Origin of the sequence: Actinophytocola xanthii, from assembly GCF_001921205.1 — a bacterium.
Taxonomy (GTDB): Bacteria; Actinomycetota; Actinomycetes; order Mycobacteriales; family Pseudonocardiaceae; genus Actinophytocola; species Actinophytocola xanthii.
Genome location: NZ_MSIE01000006.1, coordinates 1 through 16,794 on the forward strand (window position 1 = coordinate 1; position 16,794 = coordinate 16,794).

18 protein-coding genes are annotated in these 16,794 nt (G+C 73.4%); 9 read left to right on the forward strand and 9 right to left on the reverse strand.

Going from position 1 to position 16,794, the window contains the following annotated elements; genetic code table 11:
- Nucleotides 1-86 precede the first annotated feature (86 nt).
- The 4 genes from BU204_RS04925 to BU204_RS04940 are packed head-to-tail and all read right to left on the reverse strand — an operon-like array spanning nt 87 to nt 2,481.
- Nucleotides 87-368 (reverse strand): DUF6510 family protein, encoded by a 282-nt coding sequence (locus BU204_RS04925; protein ID WP_233159308.1) that lies wholly within the window; start codon nt 366-368, stop codon nt 87-89.
- A gap of 6 nt (nt 369-374) precedes the next feature.
- On the reverse strand, nt 375-1,124 hold the full coding sequence (locus tag BU204_RS04930) for a ferredoxin reductase (protein ID WP_075124342.1): 750 nt from the start codon (nt 1,122-1,124) through the stop codon (nt 375-377).
- Nucleotides 1,117-1,716: a sulfite oxidase-like oxidoreductase gene (locus BU204_RS04935; RefSeq protein WP_075124343.1), complete on the reverse strand. Its 600-nt coding sequence runs from the start codon at nt 1,714-1,716 to the stop codon at nt 1,117-1,119. Before BU204_RS04935 ends, BU204_RS04930 begins: the two co-directional genes overlap by 8 nt.
- 9 nt (nt 1,717-1,725) lie before the next feature.
- Entirely contained in the window at nt 1,726-2,481 is a 756-nt protein-coding gene (locus BU204_RS04940; RefSeq protein WP_075124344.1) for an acyltransferase, read from the reverse strand.
- A gap of 38 nt (nt 2,482-2,519) precedes the next feature.
- Here BU204_RS04940 and BU204_RS04945 point away from each other — a divergent pair, with 38 nt between their 5' ends.
- Entirely contained in the window at nt 2,520-3,698 is a 1,179-nt protein-coding gene (locus tag BU204_RS04945; protein ID WP_075124345.1) for a low temperature requirement protein A, read from the forward strand.
- Entirely contained in the window at nt 3,695-4,648 is a 954-nt protein-coding gene (locus BU204_RS04950) for a nucleoside hydrolase (RefSeq protein WP_075124346.1), read from the forward strand. Before BU204_RS04945 ends, BU204_RS04950 begins: the two co-directional genes overlap by 4 nt.
- 9 nt (nt 4,649-4,657) lie before the next feature.
- Here the strand turns inward: BU204_RS04950 and BU204_RS04955 are convergent, their stop codons facing one another.
- From BU204_RS04955 to BU204_RS04970, 4 genes are read right to left on the reverse strand one after another with little or no spacing between them, the layout of a single operon-like run.
- Nucleotides 4,658-5,821: a THUMP-like domain-containing protein gene (locus tag BU204_RS04955; RefSeq protein WP_075124435.1), complete on the reverse strand. Its 1,164-nt coding sequence runs from the start codon at nt 5,819-5,821 to the stop codon at nt 4,658-4,660.
- Nucleotides 5,818-6,783, reverse strand: coding sequence for a class I SAM-dependent methyltransferase (locus BU204_RS04960; RefSeq protein ID WP_075124347.1), 966 nt, complete (start codon nt 6,781-6,783; stop codon nt 5,818-5,820). The genes BU204_RS04955 and BU204_RS04960 overlap by 4 nt, the downstream gene beginning before the upstream one ends.
- Nucleotides 6,773-7,552, reverse strand: a complete 780-nt coding sequence (locus BU204_RS04965) for an enoyl-CoA hydratase/isomerase family protein (RefSeq protein WP_075124348.1) — start codon at nt 7,550-7,552, stop codon at nt 6,773-6,775. Before BU204_RS04965 ends, BU204_RS04960 begins: the two co-directional genes overlap by 11 nt.
- 40 nt (nt 7,553-7,592) lie before the next feature.
- Nucleotides 7,593-8,366, reverse strand: coding sequence for an ABC transporter ATP-binding protein (locus BU204_RS04970; protein ID WP_075124436.1), 774 nt, complete (start codon nt 8,364-8,366; stop codon nt 7,593-7,595).
- 137 nt (nt 8,367-8,503) lie between these two features.
- On the opposite strand from BU204_RS04970, the gene BU204_RS04975 reads away from it, so the two are divergent.
- The 7 genes from BU204_RS04975 (at nt 8,504) to BU204_RS05005 (ending at nt 15,955) form a co-directional block, all read left to right on the forward strand.
- Complete coding sequence (locus BU204_RS04975) at nt 8,504-10,315, forward strand: hypothetical protein (protein ID WP_075124349.1); 1,812 nt, start codon at nt 8,504-8,506, stop codon at nt 10,313-10,315.
- On the forward strand, nt 10,308-10,682 hold the full coding sequence (locus BU204_RS04980) for a WXG100 family type VII secretion target (RefSeq protein ID WP_075124350.1): 375 nt from the start codon (nt 10,308-10,310) through the stop codon (nt 10,680-10,682). The genes BU204_RS04975 and BU204_RS04980 overlap by 8 nt, the downstream gene beginning before the upstream one ends.
- Nucleotides 10,679-11,965 (forward strand): hypothetical protein, encoded by a 1,287-nt coding sequence (locus BU204_RS04985; RefSeq protein ID WP_075124351.1) that lies wholly within the window; start codon nt 10,679-10,681, stop codon nt 11,963-11,965. Before BU204_RS04980 ends, BU204_RS04985 begins: the two co-directional genes overlap by 4 nt.
- Entirely contained in the window at nt 11,962-12,606 is a 645-nt protein-coding gene (locus tag BU204_RS04990) for a hypothetical protein (protein ID WP_075124352.1), read from the forward strand. The genes BU204_RS04985 and BU204_RS04990 overlap by 4 nt, the downstream gene beginning before the upstream one ends.
- Nucleotides 12,607-12,674: 68 nt before the next feature.
- Entirely contained in the window at nt 12,675-14,783 is a 2,109-nt protein-coding gene (gene glgX, locus BU204_RS04995) for a glycogen debranching protein GlgX (RefSeq protein WP_075124353.1), read from the forward strand.
- A 264-nt stretch (nt 14,784-15,047) separates the two neighbouring features.
- The gene (locus BU204_RS05000) at nt 15,048-15,569 is read left to right on the forward strand and encodes a cysteine dioxygenase (protein WP_408607984.1); all 522 of its coding nucleotides are present in this window, start codon (nt 15,048-15,050) and stop codon (nt 15,567-15,569) included.
- Complete coding sequence (locus tag BU204_RS05005; RefSeq protein ID WP_075124355.1) at nt 15,566-15,955, forward strand: rhodanese-like domain-containing protein; 390 nt, start codon at nt 15,566-15,568, stop codon at nt 15,953-15,955. Before BU204_RS05000 ends, BU204_RS05005 begins: the two co-directional genes overlap by 4 nt.
- On the opposite strand, the gene BU204_RS05010 is transcribed toward BU204_RS05005, so the two are convergent.
- Nucleotides 15,956-16,702, reverse strand: a complete 747-nt coding sequence (locus BU204_RS05010) for an arginase family protein (protein ID WP_075124356.1) — start codon at nt 16,700-16,702, stop codon at nt 15,956-15,958. It lies immediately after the preceding gene.
- Between the last annotated feature and the right edge of the window lie 92 nt (nt 16,703-16,794).

The window sequence follows — 16,794 nt, forward strand, 5'->3', positions numbered from 1 at the left end:
GACGGCCCGCTCGGCGACGGCGCCGAGCTCTACACCCGGCACTTCCGCGACTACCGCGCCTACCTCGCGGTGGAACCGCTGGCGAGCTAGGCGCTTGGCGTCAGCGGTACCCGCACCGACCTGGCGCCGCGCAGGTCCAGCCAGACCTCGGTCGGCGTGCGGACCAGGCGGGCCAGTACCGCCTGGCAGCCGGCGCACCTGGCGACGGCGCCCGGGGCGCGGTCGTAGACGTGGCTGTCCGCGAACCGGCCCGCGGCGCCGCATGACGCGCAGGTCACCGTCGCGGTGGTGACGTCGACGCCGAACGCCTCGGCGAACAGCCCGGCCATCGCGTTGCCGTCGATGAAGTCGTCTGTCGTCGTGTCCACTCGCCATCACCCTCCACTCGGGCCGAACCGCTCGGTCCTGATGTTCGCCGGGTCGTGACCGGCCGCCAGCAGCAGGTCCGACGCCGCGGTCACGAAGCCGGTCGGCCCGCACACGTAGACCCGGCCGCCGACCTCCCCGGTGAGGTCGGCCGCGGCCAGCCGTCCGGCGGCGCGGGAGCCGGGCGGAGCGGTTCGGGTGTGGACCATGCGCAGGTCCAGCCACTCGGCATCCGCCAGCCCGCGGAGCTCCTCGCCGTAGAACACCTCGGCCGGGCCGCGTACCGAGTACAGCAGGGTGAACCGCCCCGCGTCCGCTACCCGGGCCCGCTCCCGCACCATCGCCATCAGCGGGACGATCCCGGAGCCGCCGGCGACCAGCAGGACCGGCCCGCCGTCCGCCGGGTGCCAGGCGAACCAGCCGCCGACGGGCCCGAGGACCTCGAACTCGTCGCCGGGCAGCACGTCGTCGACGAGGTAGGGCGAGACCTCGCCGGCCGGTACGCGCTGGACGGTCAGCTCCACCCGGTCCCCGTCGGCCGGCGCCGCGATCGAGTAGCTGCGCTGGGCGGTGTAGCCGTCCGGGGCGGTCAGCCGCACGTCGAGGTGCTGGCCCGCCACGTGCCCCGGCCACCCCGGCACCTCGAGGACCAGGGTTCTGGCCGTCGACGTCTCCGAGCGCACCGCGACGACCCGCGCTGCCAGCCAGCGGGCCCGCCGCCGGACCGGCGGGCGAGGACCGGCGGCGGTGTCAGTCATCGCTGTACCGCTGCTCCCGCCAGGGGTCGCCGTAGTTGTGGTACCCCAGCGACTCCCAGAAACCCGGCTCGTCCTCGTGGCCCAGGTCGATCCCGGACACCCACTTCGCGGACTTCCAGAAGTACAGGTGCGGCACGAGCAGCCGGGCCGGGCCACCGTGCTCGGCCGGCAGGTCCTCCCCCTCGAACCGGTAGGCGATCCAGGCCTTGCCGTCGAGCAGGTCCTCCAGCGGCAGGTTCGTGGTGTAGCCGCCGTGCGAGCGCACGAGCGCGTGGTCGGCGACGGTCTCCACGTCCTCGAACAGCGTGTCGAGGGAGACGCCCTGCCAGGTCGTGCCGAGCTTGGACCACCGGGTGACGCAGTGGATGTCGACCGTGGGCCGCTCGCTGGGCAGGTCGAGCAGCTCCCGCCACGTCCAGGAGGTCTCGGCGCCCACCTCGGTGCGGATGGTGAACCGCCACTCCTCGCGCCGGACGAGCGGGGTCGGCCCGGCCTGCAGCACCGGGAAGTCGCTGGTCAGGTACTGGCCTGGCGGCAGGTCCTCGTCCGACGGCTCCCGCCGACCGCGAAAACCCCTGCTCACGATGCTCACTCGGCCACGCTAGCGACTCTCGAGCGTTTTGCGCAGGGCCGCGTCCGCCTTTCGGGACATGTCCGCGACCGCCGCCCGCCGCAGGGCGTCGGCCTCGTAGGCGGCCCGCCGGTCGCGCACGACCTTGGCCGGGATCCCGGCGGCCACGGCGAACTCGGGCACGTCGCCCTTCACCACTGCGTGCGCGCCGACGACGCTGCCGCGCCCGATGCGCGAGCCCTTGGCGACCGTGACCTTCGTACACAGCCAGGTGTCCGGCCCGATCCGCACCGGCGACTTGACGATGCCCTGGTCCTTGATCGGCTGGTGGATGTCGGACGTCACATGGTCGAAGTCACAGATGTAGACCCAGTCGGCCACCAACGCGGCCTCACCGAGCTCGATGTCGAGGTAACAGTTGATCACGTTCTGCCGCCCGAACACGGCCTTGTCCCCGATGCGCAGCGAGCCCTCGTGGCAGCGGATGGCGTTGCCGTCGCCGATGTGGACCCAGCGGCCGATCTCCATCCGGCCGTAGCCGGGGCGGCAGTGGACGTCGAGGTTCTTGCCGAGGAAGACCATGCCGCGCAGGACGATGTGCGGGTTGGCGAGGCGGAACTTCAGCAGGCGCCAGTACCGGACGAGGTACCACGGAGTCCAGGCCCGGTTGCGCACGACCCACCGCAGCGAGTCCACGGTGAGGAACCGCGCCTGGTTCGGGTCCCGCCGCGAGCGTCGCCATCCCCGGATCCGGTCGGCCACCGGAGCGCCCCACATCGACGTCATAGCAGCTGACCGTAGCCCACCGGGTTACGTTGCAGAACATGACCGAGCCCGAGCCGTCCGACCGGCACGCCAGCTGGTTGGAGCTGTTCTTCGACCTGGTGGTCGTGGTCGCCGTCAACCAGCTCGCCCATCTGCTGCACGGCAGCGCCCACCACGGGCCGGACGGCCTGCACATCGCCACGTTCTTCACCCTGTACCTGGCGATCTGGCTCGTGTGGACGACGTACACGCTCTACTCGAACGTGGTCGCCGAGCGGGTGCGGGAACGCTCGATGTTCGTCGGGATGGCCGGGATCGCCACGATGGCGGCCGCCGTCCCGACCGGCATGGGCGAGCGGGCCGACGTCTTCGCGGCGCTGTATCTGGTGACGAGCGTGCTGGGCGTGAGCAGCTTCACCCGCTCGGGCCGGATCCTGCTGTCCTGGGGCGCCGCCACGCGCAACGCCGGCCTGCTCCCCTGGATCGCCTCGTTCTGGGTCGAGGAGCCCTGGTGGAAGCTCTCGCTGTGGATCTTCGGGCTGGGGGTCACGCTGTGGTTCAGCGTGCTGACCTCGCGGGGCGACGGCCAGCGGGTGATCGAGATGATGAACGAGCGGCTGGCCCGCCGGGCCGCGCGGAGCCGCCGGGAGATGCCGCCCCTGGTGGAGGCCACGGTCAACCCCGGACACCTCGGCGAACGGCTCGGGCTGTTCGTGATCATCGTGCTGGGCGAGGCCATGCTCCAGCTGGTGGGCGCGGTCGGTGAGGTCGAGGACTGGTCGCCCGGCGGCGGGCGGGGCTGGCTGCTGCTGCTCACCGTGGCGGCCGCGTTCGGACTGCTGGTCGCGCTCTGGTGGCTCAACGTGCGGTTCGGGTTCGCCGAGGAGACCCGGTTCCCGCCCCGGGTGGTGCTGCCGGCCCACTTCGTGGCGATCGCCGCGATCACCACGGTCGCCGCCGGGCTCGGCACCGCCGCGGCCGGGGTCGGTGAGCACCTGCCGGCCGCGAGTGCCTGGCTGCTGTGTGCCGGGGTGTCGGCCTACCTGCTGGTGATCACGCTGCTCAGCCGGCAGCGCCTGTCCTGGCGAACGGCGGCCACCGCCGCCGGCGTGGTCGTTCCGTTGGTCGCGGCGGTGCTCGCGCCGTGGCTGCCGGCGGCGGTCGTGGTGGTGCTGCTGCTGGCCGGCTGTCTTGTCGGGGCGGCGGGATTGCGCGCCCCACTAACGTCGAACGGGTGACCGCACTCATCATCGACACCGACCCGGGTATCGACGACGCCTACGCGCTCGCACTCGCCTGCGCGAGCCCCGAGGTCGACCTGCTCGGCGTGACCACGGTGTTCGGCAACGTCGGGCTCGCGATGACGACGCGGAACGCCCTGCGGGTGCTCGCCCTGTACGGGCGGGACGACGTGCCGGTGGCGGCCGGAGCGGACCGCCCGCTGGTGTTCCCCCACCCCCACCGGGCTCGGTACGTGCACGGCGAGGACGGCCTGTCCGGACGCTCGGACAGCCTGCCGGAACGCGCGGTGGGCCTCGCGGGCACCGACGCCGTGTCGCTGATGGCCTCGCTGCTCGACGCCGCGGACAGCCCGGTCACGATCGTCCCCATCGGGCCGTTGACCAACATCGCGCTGCTGCTGGCCGTGTACCCCTCGCTCGCCGGGAAGATCGGGCGGCTCGTGGTCATGGGCGGCTCGATCGCGGGCGGGAACGTCACGGCCGCCGCGGAGTTCAACATCTGGAGCGACCCCGAGGCCGCCCGCCGCGTCCTCGTCGAGGAGGAGATACCGACCGTCCTGGTCCCCACCGACCTGACGCACCGCTGCGCCGTGGATACCGAGTGGCTGGACCGGCTGGCCGCGAGCGGATCGCGGGGCCGGGTGCTGGTCGAGCTGACCGCGCGGTACCGGGAGTACTACCGCGAGGCCATCGGTCGGGACTGCACCGTCCTGCACGACGCGGTCGCGATGGCCGAGGCGATCAGCCCGGGGATCCTGCGGATGACTCCCCTGCCGCTCGAGGTGGAGTGCGCACCCGGCCCCGCGCGGGGAATGGTCGTCGCCGACCGGCGCAACCCGATGGCCCGCGAGCTCTCCGGGGAGCCGAGCGGCCGCACGGTGGACGTCGCCCTGGACGCCGACCTGGACGCGGTTCGCGAGTTCCTGCTGTCCCGGCTGGCCACCTGAGCGGCGGGCTCAGCGCACCTCGGCAGTGCAGACGAACGCCGTCGGGGTGCGGCCGATGCGGGTGAGGACCGCCGTGGCCGCGTTGGCTCCGTTGAGCTTGAGCCGGGGTCGCAGCGTGTTGGGGTCGACGTCCAGGCCGCGGACGAGGATCTCGAGCCGGCCGACCTCCCGCCGCCGCAGGGTCTGGCGCAGCGACTTCTCGCTGTAGTGGCCGAACTCCAGCACGCGGAACGCCCGGACACCCGGCGGTGGCTCGTCCCCGGTCAGATAGGCGATCCGTTCGTCCAGCTGGGACAGGCCGAACCGGGCCGCGTAGTGGCGGACGAGACCGGCCCGGACGACGGCGCCGTCCGGGTCCACGAGCCACTCGCACGGCTCGACGACGGCGCAGTCGTCCGAGTCCGCGTCCGTGATGCTCCACTCAGGACCACCTGAGCGGAGTACGGTGGCCCGGCGGCGAATGCCGGGGGTGGCGAGCTCGCCCGTCCACAGGCAGGCCTCCCGCACCTGGCCGTCCAACGAGACCAGCTCCACCTCACCCGCCCAGGGCAGGAGGTCGAAGTCGACACCGGGCGCGCACTTGACCGCCAGGTCGCGGCCGGGCCAGGCCGCGGCCAAACCGTCCAGCGGGGGCAGGAAGTCCTCGACGCGCCAACGCCGCCGGCCGGCCGCGTCCCGGCGCCCCGGATCCGCGAACACCGCCGTACCCCGGGTGACCGGGCGCAGCGCGTCGGCACGGACCAGCGCGGCGCCGGGCACGTTGTGCGCGGCCATGGCGAGGCGCACCGGGTCGAGGTCGGACCCCACGCAACGGTCGGCCACCGGCAGCAGCGCGGCGAGGTCGACCCCCACCGAACAGGTCACGTCGTGGACGGCCCGGCCGGCGAACCGGCGGGCCCGGACCCGGGCAACCGGCGCGGCCGTCGCCTGCTGGAGCGCCGCGTCGGTGAACAGCCACCGGTCCGGCTCGTCCACCTTGGCGCTCGCCCGCCGACGAAGCAGCACGGTCTCCAGCACCGGGGCGGCCCGGTCACCGAGCGAGCGCCGCGCGGCGGCGACATCGGCCAGGTGCGACGCCGGCGTCAGCGGCAGCCGGTCGATCTCGGCGAGCGCCGCGCCCCCCGCCGGGGAGCGCAGGAACGCGACGTCCGCCGCGTGGAAGGTGTAGGTCAGGGCTTGGTCCCGGTCACCAGCACGTTGTAGAACACCTGGCGCGGAGCGATCCTGCTCAGCACCTTCTCGTCCAACCAGGACAGGCGCAGCCACGCCTTGTAGGCGAACAGCCTCCAGCCCAGCGTCAGCTTCTCCTGGGGCACGGCGGCCTCGAACGTGCGCACCGGCCAGCCGAACAGCGCCGCGGCCAGCTCCTCGGTGACCGCGCGGACGTCGGTCGCGCCGGCGTCGCGCACCACGCGCTCCAGCTCGGCCGGGTCGAACGTGTGCAGGTCGACGATGGCCTCCAGCGCGGCGGCCCGGGAGGACTCGTCCAGCTCGGACTGCGGCCGGCGCCAGGCGGCCAACGGCGGCAGCTTGGTGACGTTCGTGGTCAGCCACCAGGTGAGCTGGCCGAGCTTGCGGGCGTAGCGGTCGCCGATCCTGGTCGGTTCGCCGGCGAACACGAACCGCCCGCCGGGCTTGAGCACCCGCAGCACCTCGCGGAACGCGGCCGGAACGTCCGGGATGTGGTGCAGCACGGCGTGCCCGACGACGAGGTCGAAGGTGTCGTCGTCGTAGGGGATGCGTTCGGCGTCGGCAACGCGGCCGTCCACGTCCAGCCCGAGCTGGGCGGCGTTGCGCAGGGCCACCTGGACCATGCCCGGCGAGAGGTCGGTGACCGAGCCCTGCTTGATCACACCGCCCTGCATGAGGTTGAGCAGGAAGAAGCCGGTGCCGCTGCCGAGCTCCATGGCCTTCTGGTACGGCCACTCGGCGTCCCCGGCGACCGCGCGGAACCGACCGACGGCGTAGTCGATGCAGCGCTCGTCGTAGGAGATAGACCACTTCTCGTCGTAGGTGTCGGCCTCCCAGTCGTGGTACAGCACGTTGGCCAGCTTGGGGTCCGACCGGGCCGCCTCGACCTCGGCCTCCGTCGCGTGCGGGTTCGGAACGGGGTCCCCGCTCGGGTCACTTGCCACTGAACGTCGCCTTTCCCGGGCCGTTCTCGACGAACGAGCGCATTCCGGTCTTCTGGTCCTCGGTCGCGAACAACGCGGCGAACAGCTGGCTCTCCAGCTGCAGCCCGCTGTTCAGGTCGCCGTCCAACCCGCAGTCGATGGCGAGCTTCGCGGCGGCGAGCGCGCGGCCCGGGCCGCCGGCGAACTGCTCCGCCCAGCGCCGAGCCGCCGCGTACACGTCGTCGGGCGCCACCACCTCGTCGAGCAACCCGATCGCCAGCGCCTCGCCGGCGTCGACAAACCGTCCGGTGTAGACGATGTCCTTGGCGCGGCTCGGTCCGACGAGGCGGGCGAGCCGCTGCGTGCCGCCGGCACCCGGGATGACGCCGAGCAGGATCTCGGGCTGACCGACCTTGGCGTTGTCGCCGGCCACCCGCCGGTCGCAGCACAGGGCGAGCTCGAGGCCGCCGCCGAGCGCGTAGCCGGTGATCGCGGCCACCGTGGGCTTGGGGATCTCGGCGACCGCGGTGAACGACGAGGACAGCGCACCGGCGCGCGCTGCCATGTCCACATAGGACAGGTCGGCCATCTCCTTGATGTCCGCGCCGGCCGCGAACACCTTCTCGCCGCCGTAGACGACGACGGCGCGCACGTCGTCGCGCTGGGTGGCCTCCTGCGCGGCGGCGCGGATCTCCTCCTGCACCTGCTTGTTGAGCGCGTTCATCGGTGGGCGGTCCAACCGGATGGTGCCGACACCACCGTCCACTTCGAGCCTGACGAACTCACCCACGCCAACGCCTCCTGCCGCCTCGTCTGTCGTTCTCGTCAACCTAGTCGGAGGTGGCGCGCCGTGCGAAGTACCTGTCGCCGAGCCGGTCGAGCTCGAGGTCCTGACCGAAGGCCGTGGAGAGGTTCTCGCTGGTCAGCACGTCGTCGAGCAGTCCCTGGGCGACCACGCCGCCGTCGGAGAGCAGCAGCAGGTGGGTGAAGCCCGGCGGGATCTCCTCGACGTGGTGGGTGACGAGGATGGTCGCGGGGGCGTCCGGGTCGCGCGCCAGCTCCGAGAGGCGGGACACCAGGTCCTCCCGCCCCCCGAGGTCGAGCCCGGCGGCGGGCTCGTCGAGCAGCAGCAGCTCGGGGTCGGTCATGAGCGCGCGGGCGATCAGGGCCCGCTTGCGCTCGCCCTCGGAGAGGGTGCCGAACAGCCGGTCGGTGAGGTGGGCGATCCCCAGCGCCTTGCACAGCTCGGTGGCCCGGCCGGTGTCCAGCGAGTCGTAGTCCTCCCGCCACCGGCCGAGCACGGCGTAACCGGCGCTGACCACGACGTCGAGGACCCGCTCGGTGCCGGGCACCCGCGCGAGCAGGGCGGCCGAGCAGAACCCGATCCGCGGCCGCAGCTCGAACACGTCCACCCGGCCGAGGCGCTCGCCGAGCACGTGCACCTCCCCGGTGGAGGGGTGCAGCTCGGCGGCGGCGAGCCGGAGCAGGGTGGTCTTGCCGGCCCCGTTGGCGCCGAGGATCACCCAGCGTTCGTCGAGCTCGACACTCCAGTTGACCCCCGAGAGCAGGTTCGTGGTGCCGCGGCGGACCCCGACCTCGGACATGTGCACGACCAGGTCGTCCAGTTCGTCTCCCGTCACGGTGCCCTATTCAACAGGAGCGTTTGCCGGGCCGTGCCCTCGGTTTGCCCACCTGCGCAGCCGTGGTTCCCGCCCCTGGTCGACGGGCGTTCACTCCCGGCATGCGGCAGACCTACCCGGACCTGGGCTTCGACCCCGCCCCCGGTCGCAGCGCCGACGTCGAGGCTCTGCTGGCCCGGCTGACCGAGACCGAGGCCGCGCTGGTGGAGGTGGCGTCCGGCCTTTCGCGGAGCGCGCGTCCCGGCGCCTGGCGGGGAACGGCGGCCGCGGCGTTCCGGGCCGGGGTCGGGACACTGGCCGACGCCGCACGGGAGGTGGCGGCCGCCGTCGTGGCGACCCGGGAGCCGCTGACGACCTGGTCGGCCCGCCTGTCGGCGAACCAGCGCGAGGCCGACCGCCTGGACCGGCTGGCGGGGACCGTCCGGGACGAGCCGGAGGCGCTGGCCCGGGTGGTGGCGGAGGCGTGGCGCCTGCGCGGGAGGCACCTGCGCGAGGCCGCGGCGGCGGTGGAGGCGCTGCGGGGGTCGGGCGGTGAGGGCTGGTGGGGCCCCAGCGGGGCGACGGCGGCGGTGGCTGGGCAGGTCAGCGTCTGGTCGGGTGGACTGGCGGTGCTGGTGGCACCCCCGCCGCCGACCGGCCTGGCGGCGCTCCCGCTCGACGCCGTCCCGACCCCGCTCCCGTCGGGCTTCCTCCCGGCCGTCCCGCCGAACGGTGTCGTGACCCCCGCGGTGGCGTTCCCGGCCGCTCCCGTCCCCACCGCCCCGGCGGCGGTCCAGCTGGACTCCGTGCCGGCTCGCTGGTCCACGCCCGTCGAGCCCTCGACGCGGGTGGTGGACCTCTGGTCCGGCCCGGGAACGACGGCGCGGCGGTCGGCCACACCGGACAGCCGCGTGGAACGGGACGAGCCGTCCAGGCGCCTCCCGATCGGGCGAACTCCCCCGGTCCCCGCCGCACACCGCTCCCCGAGCGACCATTCCCGCCCGGCGGATCGGCGGGGTGCCGACCGCCGTCCGGCTACCGGGCCCCTGCCGGGGCACGAGGAGCCCGGCCGAACCAGCCGGCCGGCCGGAGCGCGGGTGGAACCCCCGGCCGCACGGATCGCGGCGCCGCCGGACCTCACGCCACACCCCAGCTCAGCCGAACCGCCCCCGCGCCAGCCCCCGGCCGGGCCGCCGCCGGGCCCGGCCGTGCCTGGCCCGCAACCCCGCCCAGCAGGGCCGATCGCCTCGGACCCCCTGGCCCGCGCACCGAGCCCACCCACCTCCGACCCGGCCCGCACGGCAGGCCCGGCCACCTCCGCCCCGCCGGCCCGAACCGCAGGGCCGTCCACCTCCGACCCACAGGCGCGAACCGCAGGCCCAGCCACCTCCGACCCGACTCGAACACCAGGCCCGAACACCTCGAACCCGCCGGCCCGAACGGCAGGCGCACATACCTCCGACCCCACCCGACCGCCGAGCCCGACCAGCCCGAACCCACTCACCCGGCCCGTCCCGCAGGCCTGGCCTGCCTCGGCACCGGCCGGCACCGGCACCGCCAGCACCCATGCCCCGGCCCACGGCACCGACCACGACGACCAGGACACCGACCTCGGCCTGGTCGCCATGCCGGTCGCTCCCGGCGTCCGGACCCACCGACCCGCACCACCCACCCGCCCCCGCGCCCGGCTGATCGCCTTCGTGCTCTCCCCCACCGACAGCGACACCGACAGTGCCACCGACAGCGACACCGACACCGACACCCTCGTCCTCGCGCTCGTCCTCGTCCGTGCCGACGACCACGGCCGGGTCCGGCACGACCACCTCTTCCTTGCCCCGCTGTGCGCCGACTTTGCCTCCCCGCGCACCCCGGCTGGTCCGCCGCCACCCCACCAACGTCTACTGACCACCAACGAAAGGAACGCCAATGGGTGAGGGATACGTCGCCGACGAGGCCGGGATCGCGGCCCGGGTCGGGGAGCTGAACGCCTGCGCCGCCGAGGTGGACAGCGTGCTCGGCGTGCTCGGCGGCACCGCGGGCGACCTCGGGCCGGGTGAGCTGTCGGCGGCCGTGGCCGAGGTCATGGACCAGTGGCGCGGCAACCTCGGCGAGATGCGGGACAAGATCGACAAGGCGGCCGAGAACACCCGCTCCGCGCTGTCGAACTACCAGCTCCTCGAGGATGTCAACGAGACCAGGATGCGTGCTTTCGCCAACGACAAGGTCGTCGAGGAGCAGCTGAACCTCGTGCGCGGCGCGGCCGTGGCCTCGCTGGCCCAGCAGCAGGGAGGCACCCCGTGACCCGCCGGTCCTTCCCCGCCCTCGGCTTCGACCCCACGCCGGGTGAGCTCGAGGCGGTCCAGGCCGTCCTCCTCTCCCTGCGCCGTGCCATCGAGGCCGCCGCGAGGACGCTGCCCCGGCTCCAGGAGGCCTGCTCGATCACCGACGACGCCGAGTGGGGCGGCAGCGCGGCCGAGGAGTTCAGCGACCACGCCGACGACCTGCCGATCGGGCTGACCAAGGGCATCGAGTCGATGGGCAAGGTCACCACGGCGCTGGGTGAGTGGGCGGGTCAGCTGAACGCCAACCAGGCCAAGGCCGAGGAGCTCGAGGACCGGGCCAGGAAGCTCAAGGCCCAGATCGCCGCCGCCGAGGACGACCTCATCGCGGCGGCCAGGGCCATCCCGGCGGACACGAGCCACCCGCAGTACGCCCAGCGACAGGCCGCCTACCTGGGACAGGTCGACCGCACAGCCGACCTCGACGAGGCGTTGCGCGCGGTCATCGAGCAGGCCCGCCGTCTCGAGGCCAAGCACCTGCGGGAGGCCAACGCCGCGGCGGACGGGGTGCGCAGCGGGCCCGACGACGCGTTCGAACCCGAGAACGACGCGTGGTACGTGCAGACCCTCGACGGCGTCTCCAAGGTCTCCGGCATCGTCTCCGCCGCCACGGCGGCCGCGGCCGCCGGGCTCGCCATCACCGGGGTCGGGGCACCGGCCGCGGCGGTACTGGGCACCGTGGCCGCCGGCACCGCCGGGATCAGCACGCTCGCCGGCATCGGCCAGCGGATCACCGGCTCGCGCAACGCGCCGTCCACCGTGGTGCTCGCGCTGTCGGCCATCCCCGGGCGCACCTACACCTCGGCGCTGGTCGGCGCGGGCAGGGGCGCGCTCCGACCGGCGGCCGGCGTGGGACGCACCCGCGGCGGCCTGGCCGGCGGGAAGGACGGCGCGGCCGAGGGGTTCACCTCCGGCGGCGTGCCGGCGATCGTGAAGGACGTCAACGACGTGCGGCGGCTCGCCAGGCAGCACGGTTCGCTCACCGACGGGGTCCGGGCGAAGGTGGCCACCAACGGGCTGAACCTGGTCGCCAAGGGCGACGGCAAGCTGGCCGGGGAGGCGTTCAGCAACCTCGTCGACGCCACCTCGCGCACCGTCCAGGCCAGCGGCAGCACCCTCACCCTCGAGCAGAAGCGCGAGCTGGAGCTGCTCAAGCTGCTGGCCAACCCGCGCGGTGACGCCGCCCAGAACGCGGTGGTCAACCTGGCCCGCGACGAGCTGCATCACCGGGAGACCGGCAAGTGAGGCTCGCCTTCCCCGACGAGGTCCACCGGATCCCGGTCGAACAGCCCGAGCGGGCGGTGCGTGAGCTCACCGCCCTCCTCGGCGAGCTGCGCGAGGGCACCGCGGCCGACCTCGAACCGATAGCCAGCGAGGCCGTCGAGACCGCGATACGGGAGGGCGCGTTCCTGATGGCCGTGGTCGCTCCGGCCGGTGCGGCCCCGGCCATGCTCACCGGAGTCGTCCTCGCCGTACCGCCCACCTGGGACGGTGACACCGCGGAGTCGCTGCGGGACGCGGTGGAGGACCGGGGCGGCCCGGACGTACGGGAGACGGCGACCGTCGAGACCGGCCTCGGCCCCGCCGTGCTCGTGCAACGGGTGCCCGGGGTGGAGCAGGCCAGGGAACGCCGCGCGCTCACCATCCAGCTGCAGGCGTTCGTCCCGGAGCCGGGGTCGGGCCGGATGCTGCTGCTCACCCTGGCCGCACCCACCGCGCACGGCTGGACCGTCCACCAGGAGCTGTTCGCCTCGCTGGTGGCCTCGGCCCGGCCGGACAACGAGGACGAGCGCGAGGACGAGCGCGAGGACCAGCCCCAGGACACGGTCGGGGCCGACGCCCCGGTCGAGGACCAGTCGTTCGAGGCACACACCTACCGCCTCTGAACCGCGGAGAACCTGAATGTGATCGAACAGGGGCGCCGCTCGTCGCGTTCGGCAGGCAAGATGGGCGAATGGCCGCCTCCCACGTGCACCCAGGACACCCGTTCCCGCTCGGCGCGCACCCGGAGGCCGGCGGGGTCCGCTTCGCCGTCGCATCGTCCATCGCGGACGCCGTGGACCTGTGCCTCATCTCCGAGGACGGCGAAGAGCACCGGATAGGCCTGACCGAGCGCACGTTCGGCATCTGGCACGGCCTCGTCCCGGGTGTCACACCGGGACAGCGCTACGGCTACCGCGTGCACGGCCCGTACGACCCGGCGCGGGGATGGCGATGCAACCCGGCCAAGCTCCTCGTCGACCCCTACGCGACAAGGATCACCGGAACGGTCACCGATCTGGACGCGACGCTGGGCTACCGCCACGACCCGATGAGCCCCGGGCGTTCCAACACCGACTCGCTCGGCCACGTCCCGCTGTCGGTGGTGACCTCGCCCGGCGGTCCGGACACGGGTGTCAAGCCGGAGACGCCGTTCGAGGAGACGGTGATCTACGAGCTGCACGTGCGCGGGTTCACCCGACTCCACCCCGACGTTCCCGAGCACCAGCGCGGGACCTACCTCGGCCTCACCCATCCCTCGGTCCTGGAGTACCTGCTGCGGTTGGGGGTGACCGCGGTCGAGCTGATGCCGGTGCACACGTTCGTCGACGAGCCGGCGCTGCTCCGCCGCGGCCGCCACAACTACTGGGGCTACTCCTCGCTCGGGTTCCTCGCCCCGCACGAGGGTTACGCGAGCGAGCCCGGCCGGGAGACCGCCGAGTTCCGCACGATGGTCGCCGCGCTGCACGCGGCGGGCATCGAGGTGATCATGGACGTGGTGTTCAACCACACCGGCGAGGGCGGGGTCGCCGGGCCGACCCTGTCCATGCGCGGGCTGGACGCCCCGGCGTACTACGTCCTCGACAGCCGGGGGTCCGACATCGACCTCACCGGCTGCGGCAACACGCTCGACCCCGCCTCGCCCACCGTCGTCCGGCTGGTCGCCGACTCGCTGCGGTACTTCGCCAGCGAGCTGGGGGTGGACGGGTTCCGGTTGGACCTGGCCAGCGCGCTGGGCCGGCCACGAGGCGGCTCGTTCGACCCGAACTCGCCGCTGCTGACGGCGATCATCACCGACCCCGTGCTGTCCCGGTGCAAGCTGATCGCCGAGCCGTGGGACGCGACCGGCGAGGGGTACCGGGTGGGCGGTTTCGCTCCCCAGTGGACGGAGTGGAACGGCCGGTTCCGCGACGAGGTCAGGGACTTCTGGCGGGGCCAGGTCGGTGTGCGGGACCTCGCCTACCGCCTGTCCGGCTCGGAGGACCTCTACGCCGCCAGCACCCGCCGGCCCTGGGCGTCGATCAACTTCGTCACTGCCCACGACGGGTTCACGCTGCGGGACCTGGTGTCCTACAACGACAAGCACAACGAGGCCAACGGCGAGGACAACCGGGACGGCACCAACGACAACCGCTCCTGGAACTGCGGCGTCGAGGGCGAGACGACCGACCCCGAGGTGCTCGGGTTGCGCGACCGGCAGGCCCGCAACATGCTCGCGACCCTGCTGCTGTCGACCGGAACGCCGATGCTCTGCGCGGGCGACGAGATCTGGCGCACCCAGGGCGGGAACAACAACCCGTACTGCCTGGACGACGAGACGTCCTGGGTGGACTGGAACCTCGACGACCGCGCCGAGGACATGCTGGCCTTCGCCAGGAGGCTGATCGCGCTGCGCGCCGACTCGCCGGCCCTGCGCCAGCCGGAGTTCTTCGACGGGCGCCCTTCCACGACCGGCCGGCCGGACCTGGTCTGGCTGACCGAGCAGGGCGCCCCGATGACCCCCAACGACTGGTTCGACGACACCCGCCGGACCATCGGCATGTGGATCGACGGCTCGACCTCGCTCTCCCGCGACCGCGAGGGCGAGCTGGTCGCCGACGACACCTGGCTGCTGCTCCTGCACGCCGGGGACAGCGACACCACGGTGACACTGCCACCGGTCGAGTACGGCGAGGTCTACCTCCCGGTCCTGGACAGCGGCACCCGTCGCGGGCTCCCGCTGTCCGACTCCGCCCTCTCCCCCGGCAAGACGATCACGGTGCCCGCCAGGACGCTGCTGGTGTTCCGCACCCCGCGGGCCTGAGAAGGGCGGCAGCTCGCGGCCCGGCTACCAGGCCGCGCTGGAGGATCGCTTGTCTCGTACCACCCCCTGGGACGGCTGGCCGGGGCAACTCGATCCTGTCACGATCAGCACCATGTTCCGGTCGCTGATTTGCTGGCGCGACCGCACGGTCGACCTCCTGCTGGTCGCCTCGTGTGGCTGTAGCCCCGCGCGACGCCCGCTGGACTGAACGGCGTCGCGCGTCCCCGCGCCCCGTAGTTCAGGAACCTCGCAAGGAGCATGGCGTTGTCCACCGCAACCCTTTCGTCCACGCTGCCGCTCGACGACCTGGTGGCCTCCCGTGGTCCACTCTGGACCGCGACCCAGCTGCGCGACCTGGTCTCCCGGGTCGGCACCGAGCTGTCCGGCCCGCTGCTGGACATGGTCCGCTTCGCCAGCCCGAACCGCTGGTGGACCCGGCTCGCCCTGACCGACGAGGTCGAGCTGTGGCTGCTCTCGTGGCTACCCGGCCAGCACACCGCCCCGCACGACCACGGAGGCGCGGCCGGTGCGTTCTCGGTCGTGCTCGGTGAGCTGTCCGAGACCTACCGCTACCCCGGCAACCCCGCCGGCCAACGCACCCACCGGGTCGGCGACGCGATCGGGTTCGGCGCGGGGCGGGCCCACCAGATCTGGAACACCGGCCTGGCCAAGGCCGCCACCGTGCACGCCTACTCGCCCCCGCTCGTGCCCACCCGGGAGTACGCGAGCCTGGACGACATCCCCAACGTCATCCCACCCGCCCCAGCCAGGTCGGCCACCCCATGACCCCTGTTGAGGAAATGCTGGCATTGGCCAGGGCACAGCTGGACCGGGTGACCGCGCACGAGGTCGCCGAGCTCGAGGACGCCCTGGTGGTCGACATCCGGCCGGTGCACAACCGCGCCACCGAGGGCGAGATCCCGGGCTCGGTGCCGATCGAGCGGATCGTGCTCGAGTGGCGGCTGGACCCGCGGGGGGAGCACCGGATCGACGGCTTCACCGAGGACACGGTCGTGGTCGTGGTCTGCAACGAGGGCTACTCCTCCAGCCTCGCCGCGCGTGACCTCCAGACCCTCGGCCTGACCAGGGCGACCGACCTCGTCGGCGGCTTCCGGGCCTGGCTGGCGGCCGGCCTCCCGGTCCGCGAGGGCCCGACGCCGGCCATCACCTGATCAGCCGGCGGCCGGATCGGGCAGCAGGGCCGCGAGCAGCTCGGCCCGGCGCGGGTCGTCCCCCGGGTGCCAGGTGCAGGCAACGCTGAGCGCGACGACCCGCCCGCTCGCCCGGATCCGGCGGACCGCCTCGACGACCGTCCCGGCCGACGGTCCGCCCGGGACGGGGAACAGCAGGCCGCTCAGCTCGGCGGCGTCGACCACGTCCAGGTCCACGTGCACGACCACGGGTCCGTCCGGAGCCTCGACCTCGGCCACGTCCCGGAGCACCACCGCCGAGGCCGCCAGGTACTCGGCCTCGGGCGGGTCCAGGTCGCGCGCCCCGACGAGCGTGGCCCGGTGCTCGGAAACCGGCCGCAGCCCCAGCGGGTCCGCGACCCGCTCCCGGTGCGCCCCCAGCGCGAGCCGCAGGGAGAGCCCACCGAGGTAGCCGGAGGCCGAGGTCTCCAGGGTGTGCACGTCCCCGTGCGCGTCGAACCAGACGAGCGACGGGTCGTGGCCGGCCCGCTGCACCCCGGCCAGCACGCCCAGGGCGACCAGGCAGTCCCCCGACACCACGACAGGATGAGCGGCACCGGCGTCCGACACGGCGTCAGCGACCTCGTCGTAGAGTGCGACAAGCCGCTCCCAGATGTCACCCTCCGGGAGGGTCGGCGCGACCGTCCGGTGACCGTCTCCCGGGACCGGCAGGCGCTCCGCGGACAACCGTTCGTCCTGGTGGAACGGCACGACGATGATCGAGGTCATGCCGCGGACGGTAGCCGCCAGACCGCGGCGCGGGCCAGCGGATTGCCCTTTGGGCTGTCCCACCAGGCGTGGTGGTGACACCGCCACCGCGT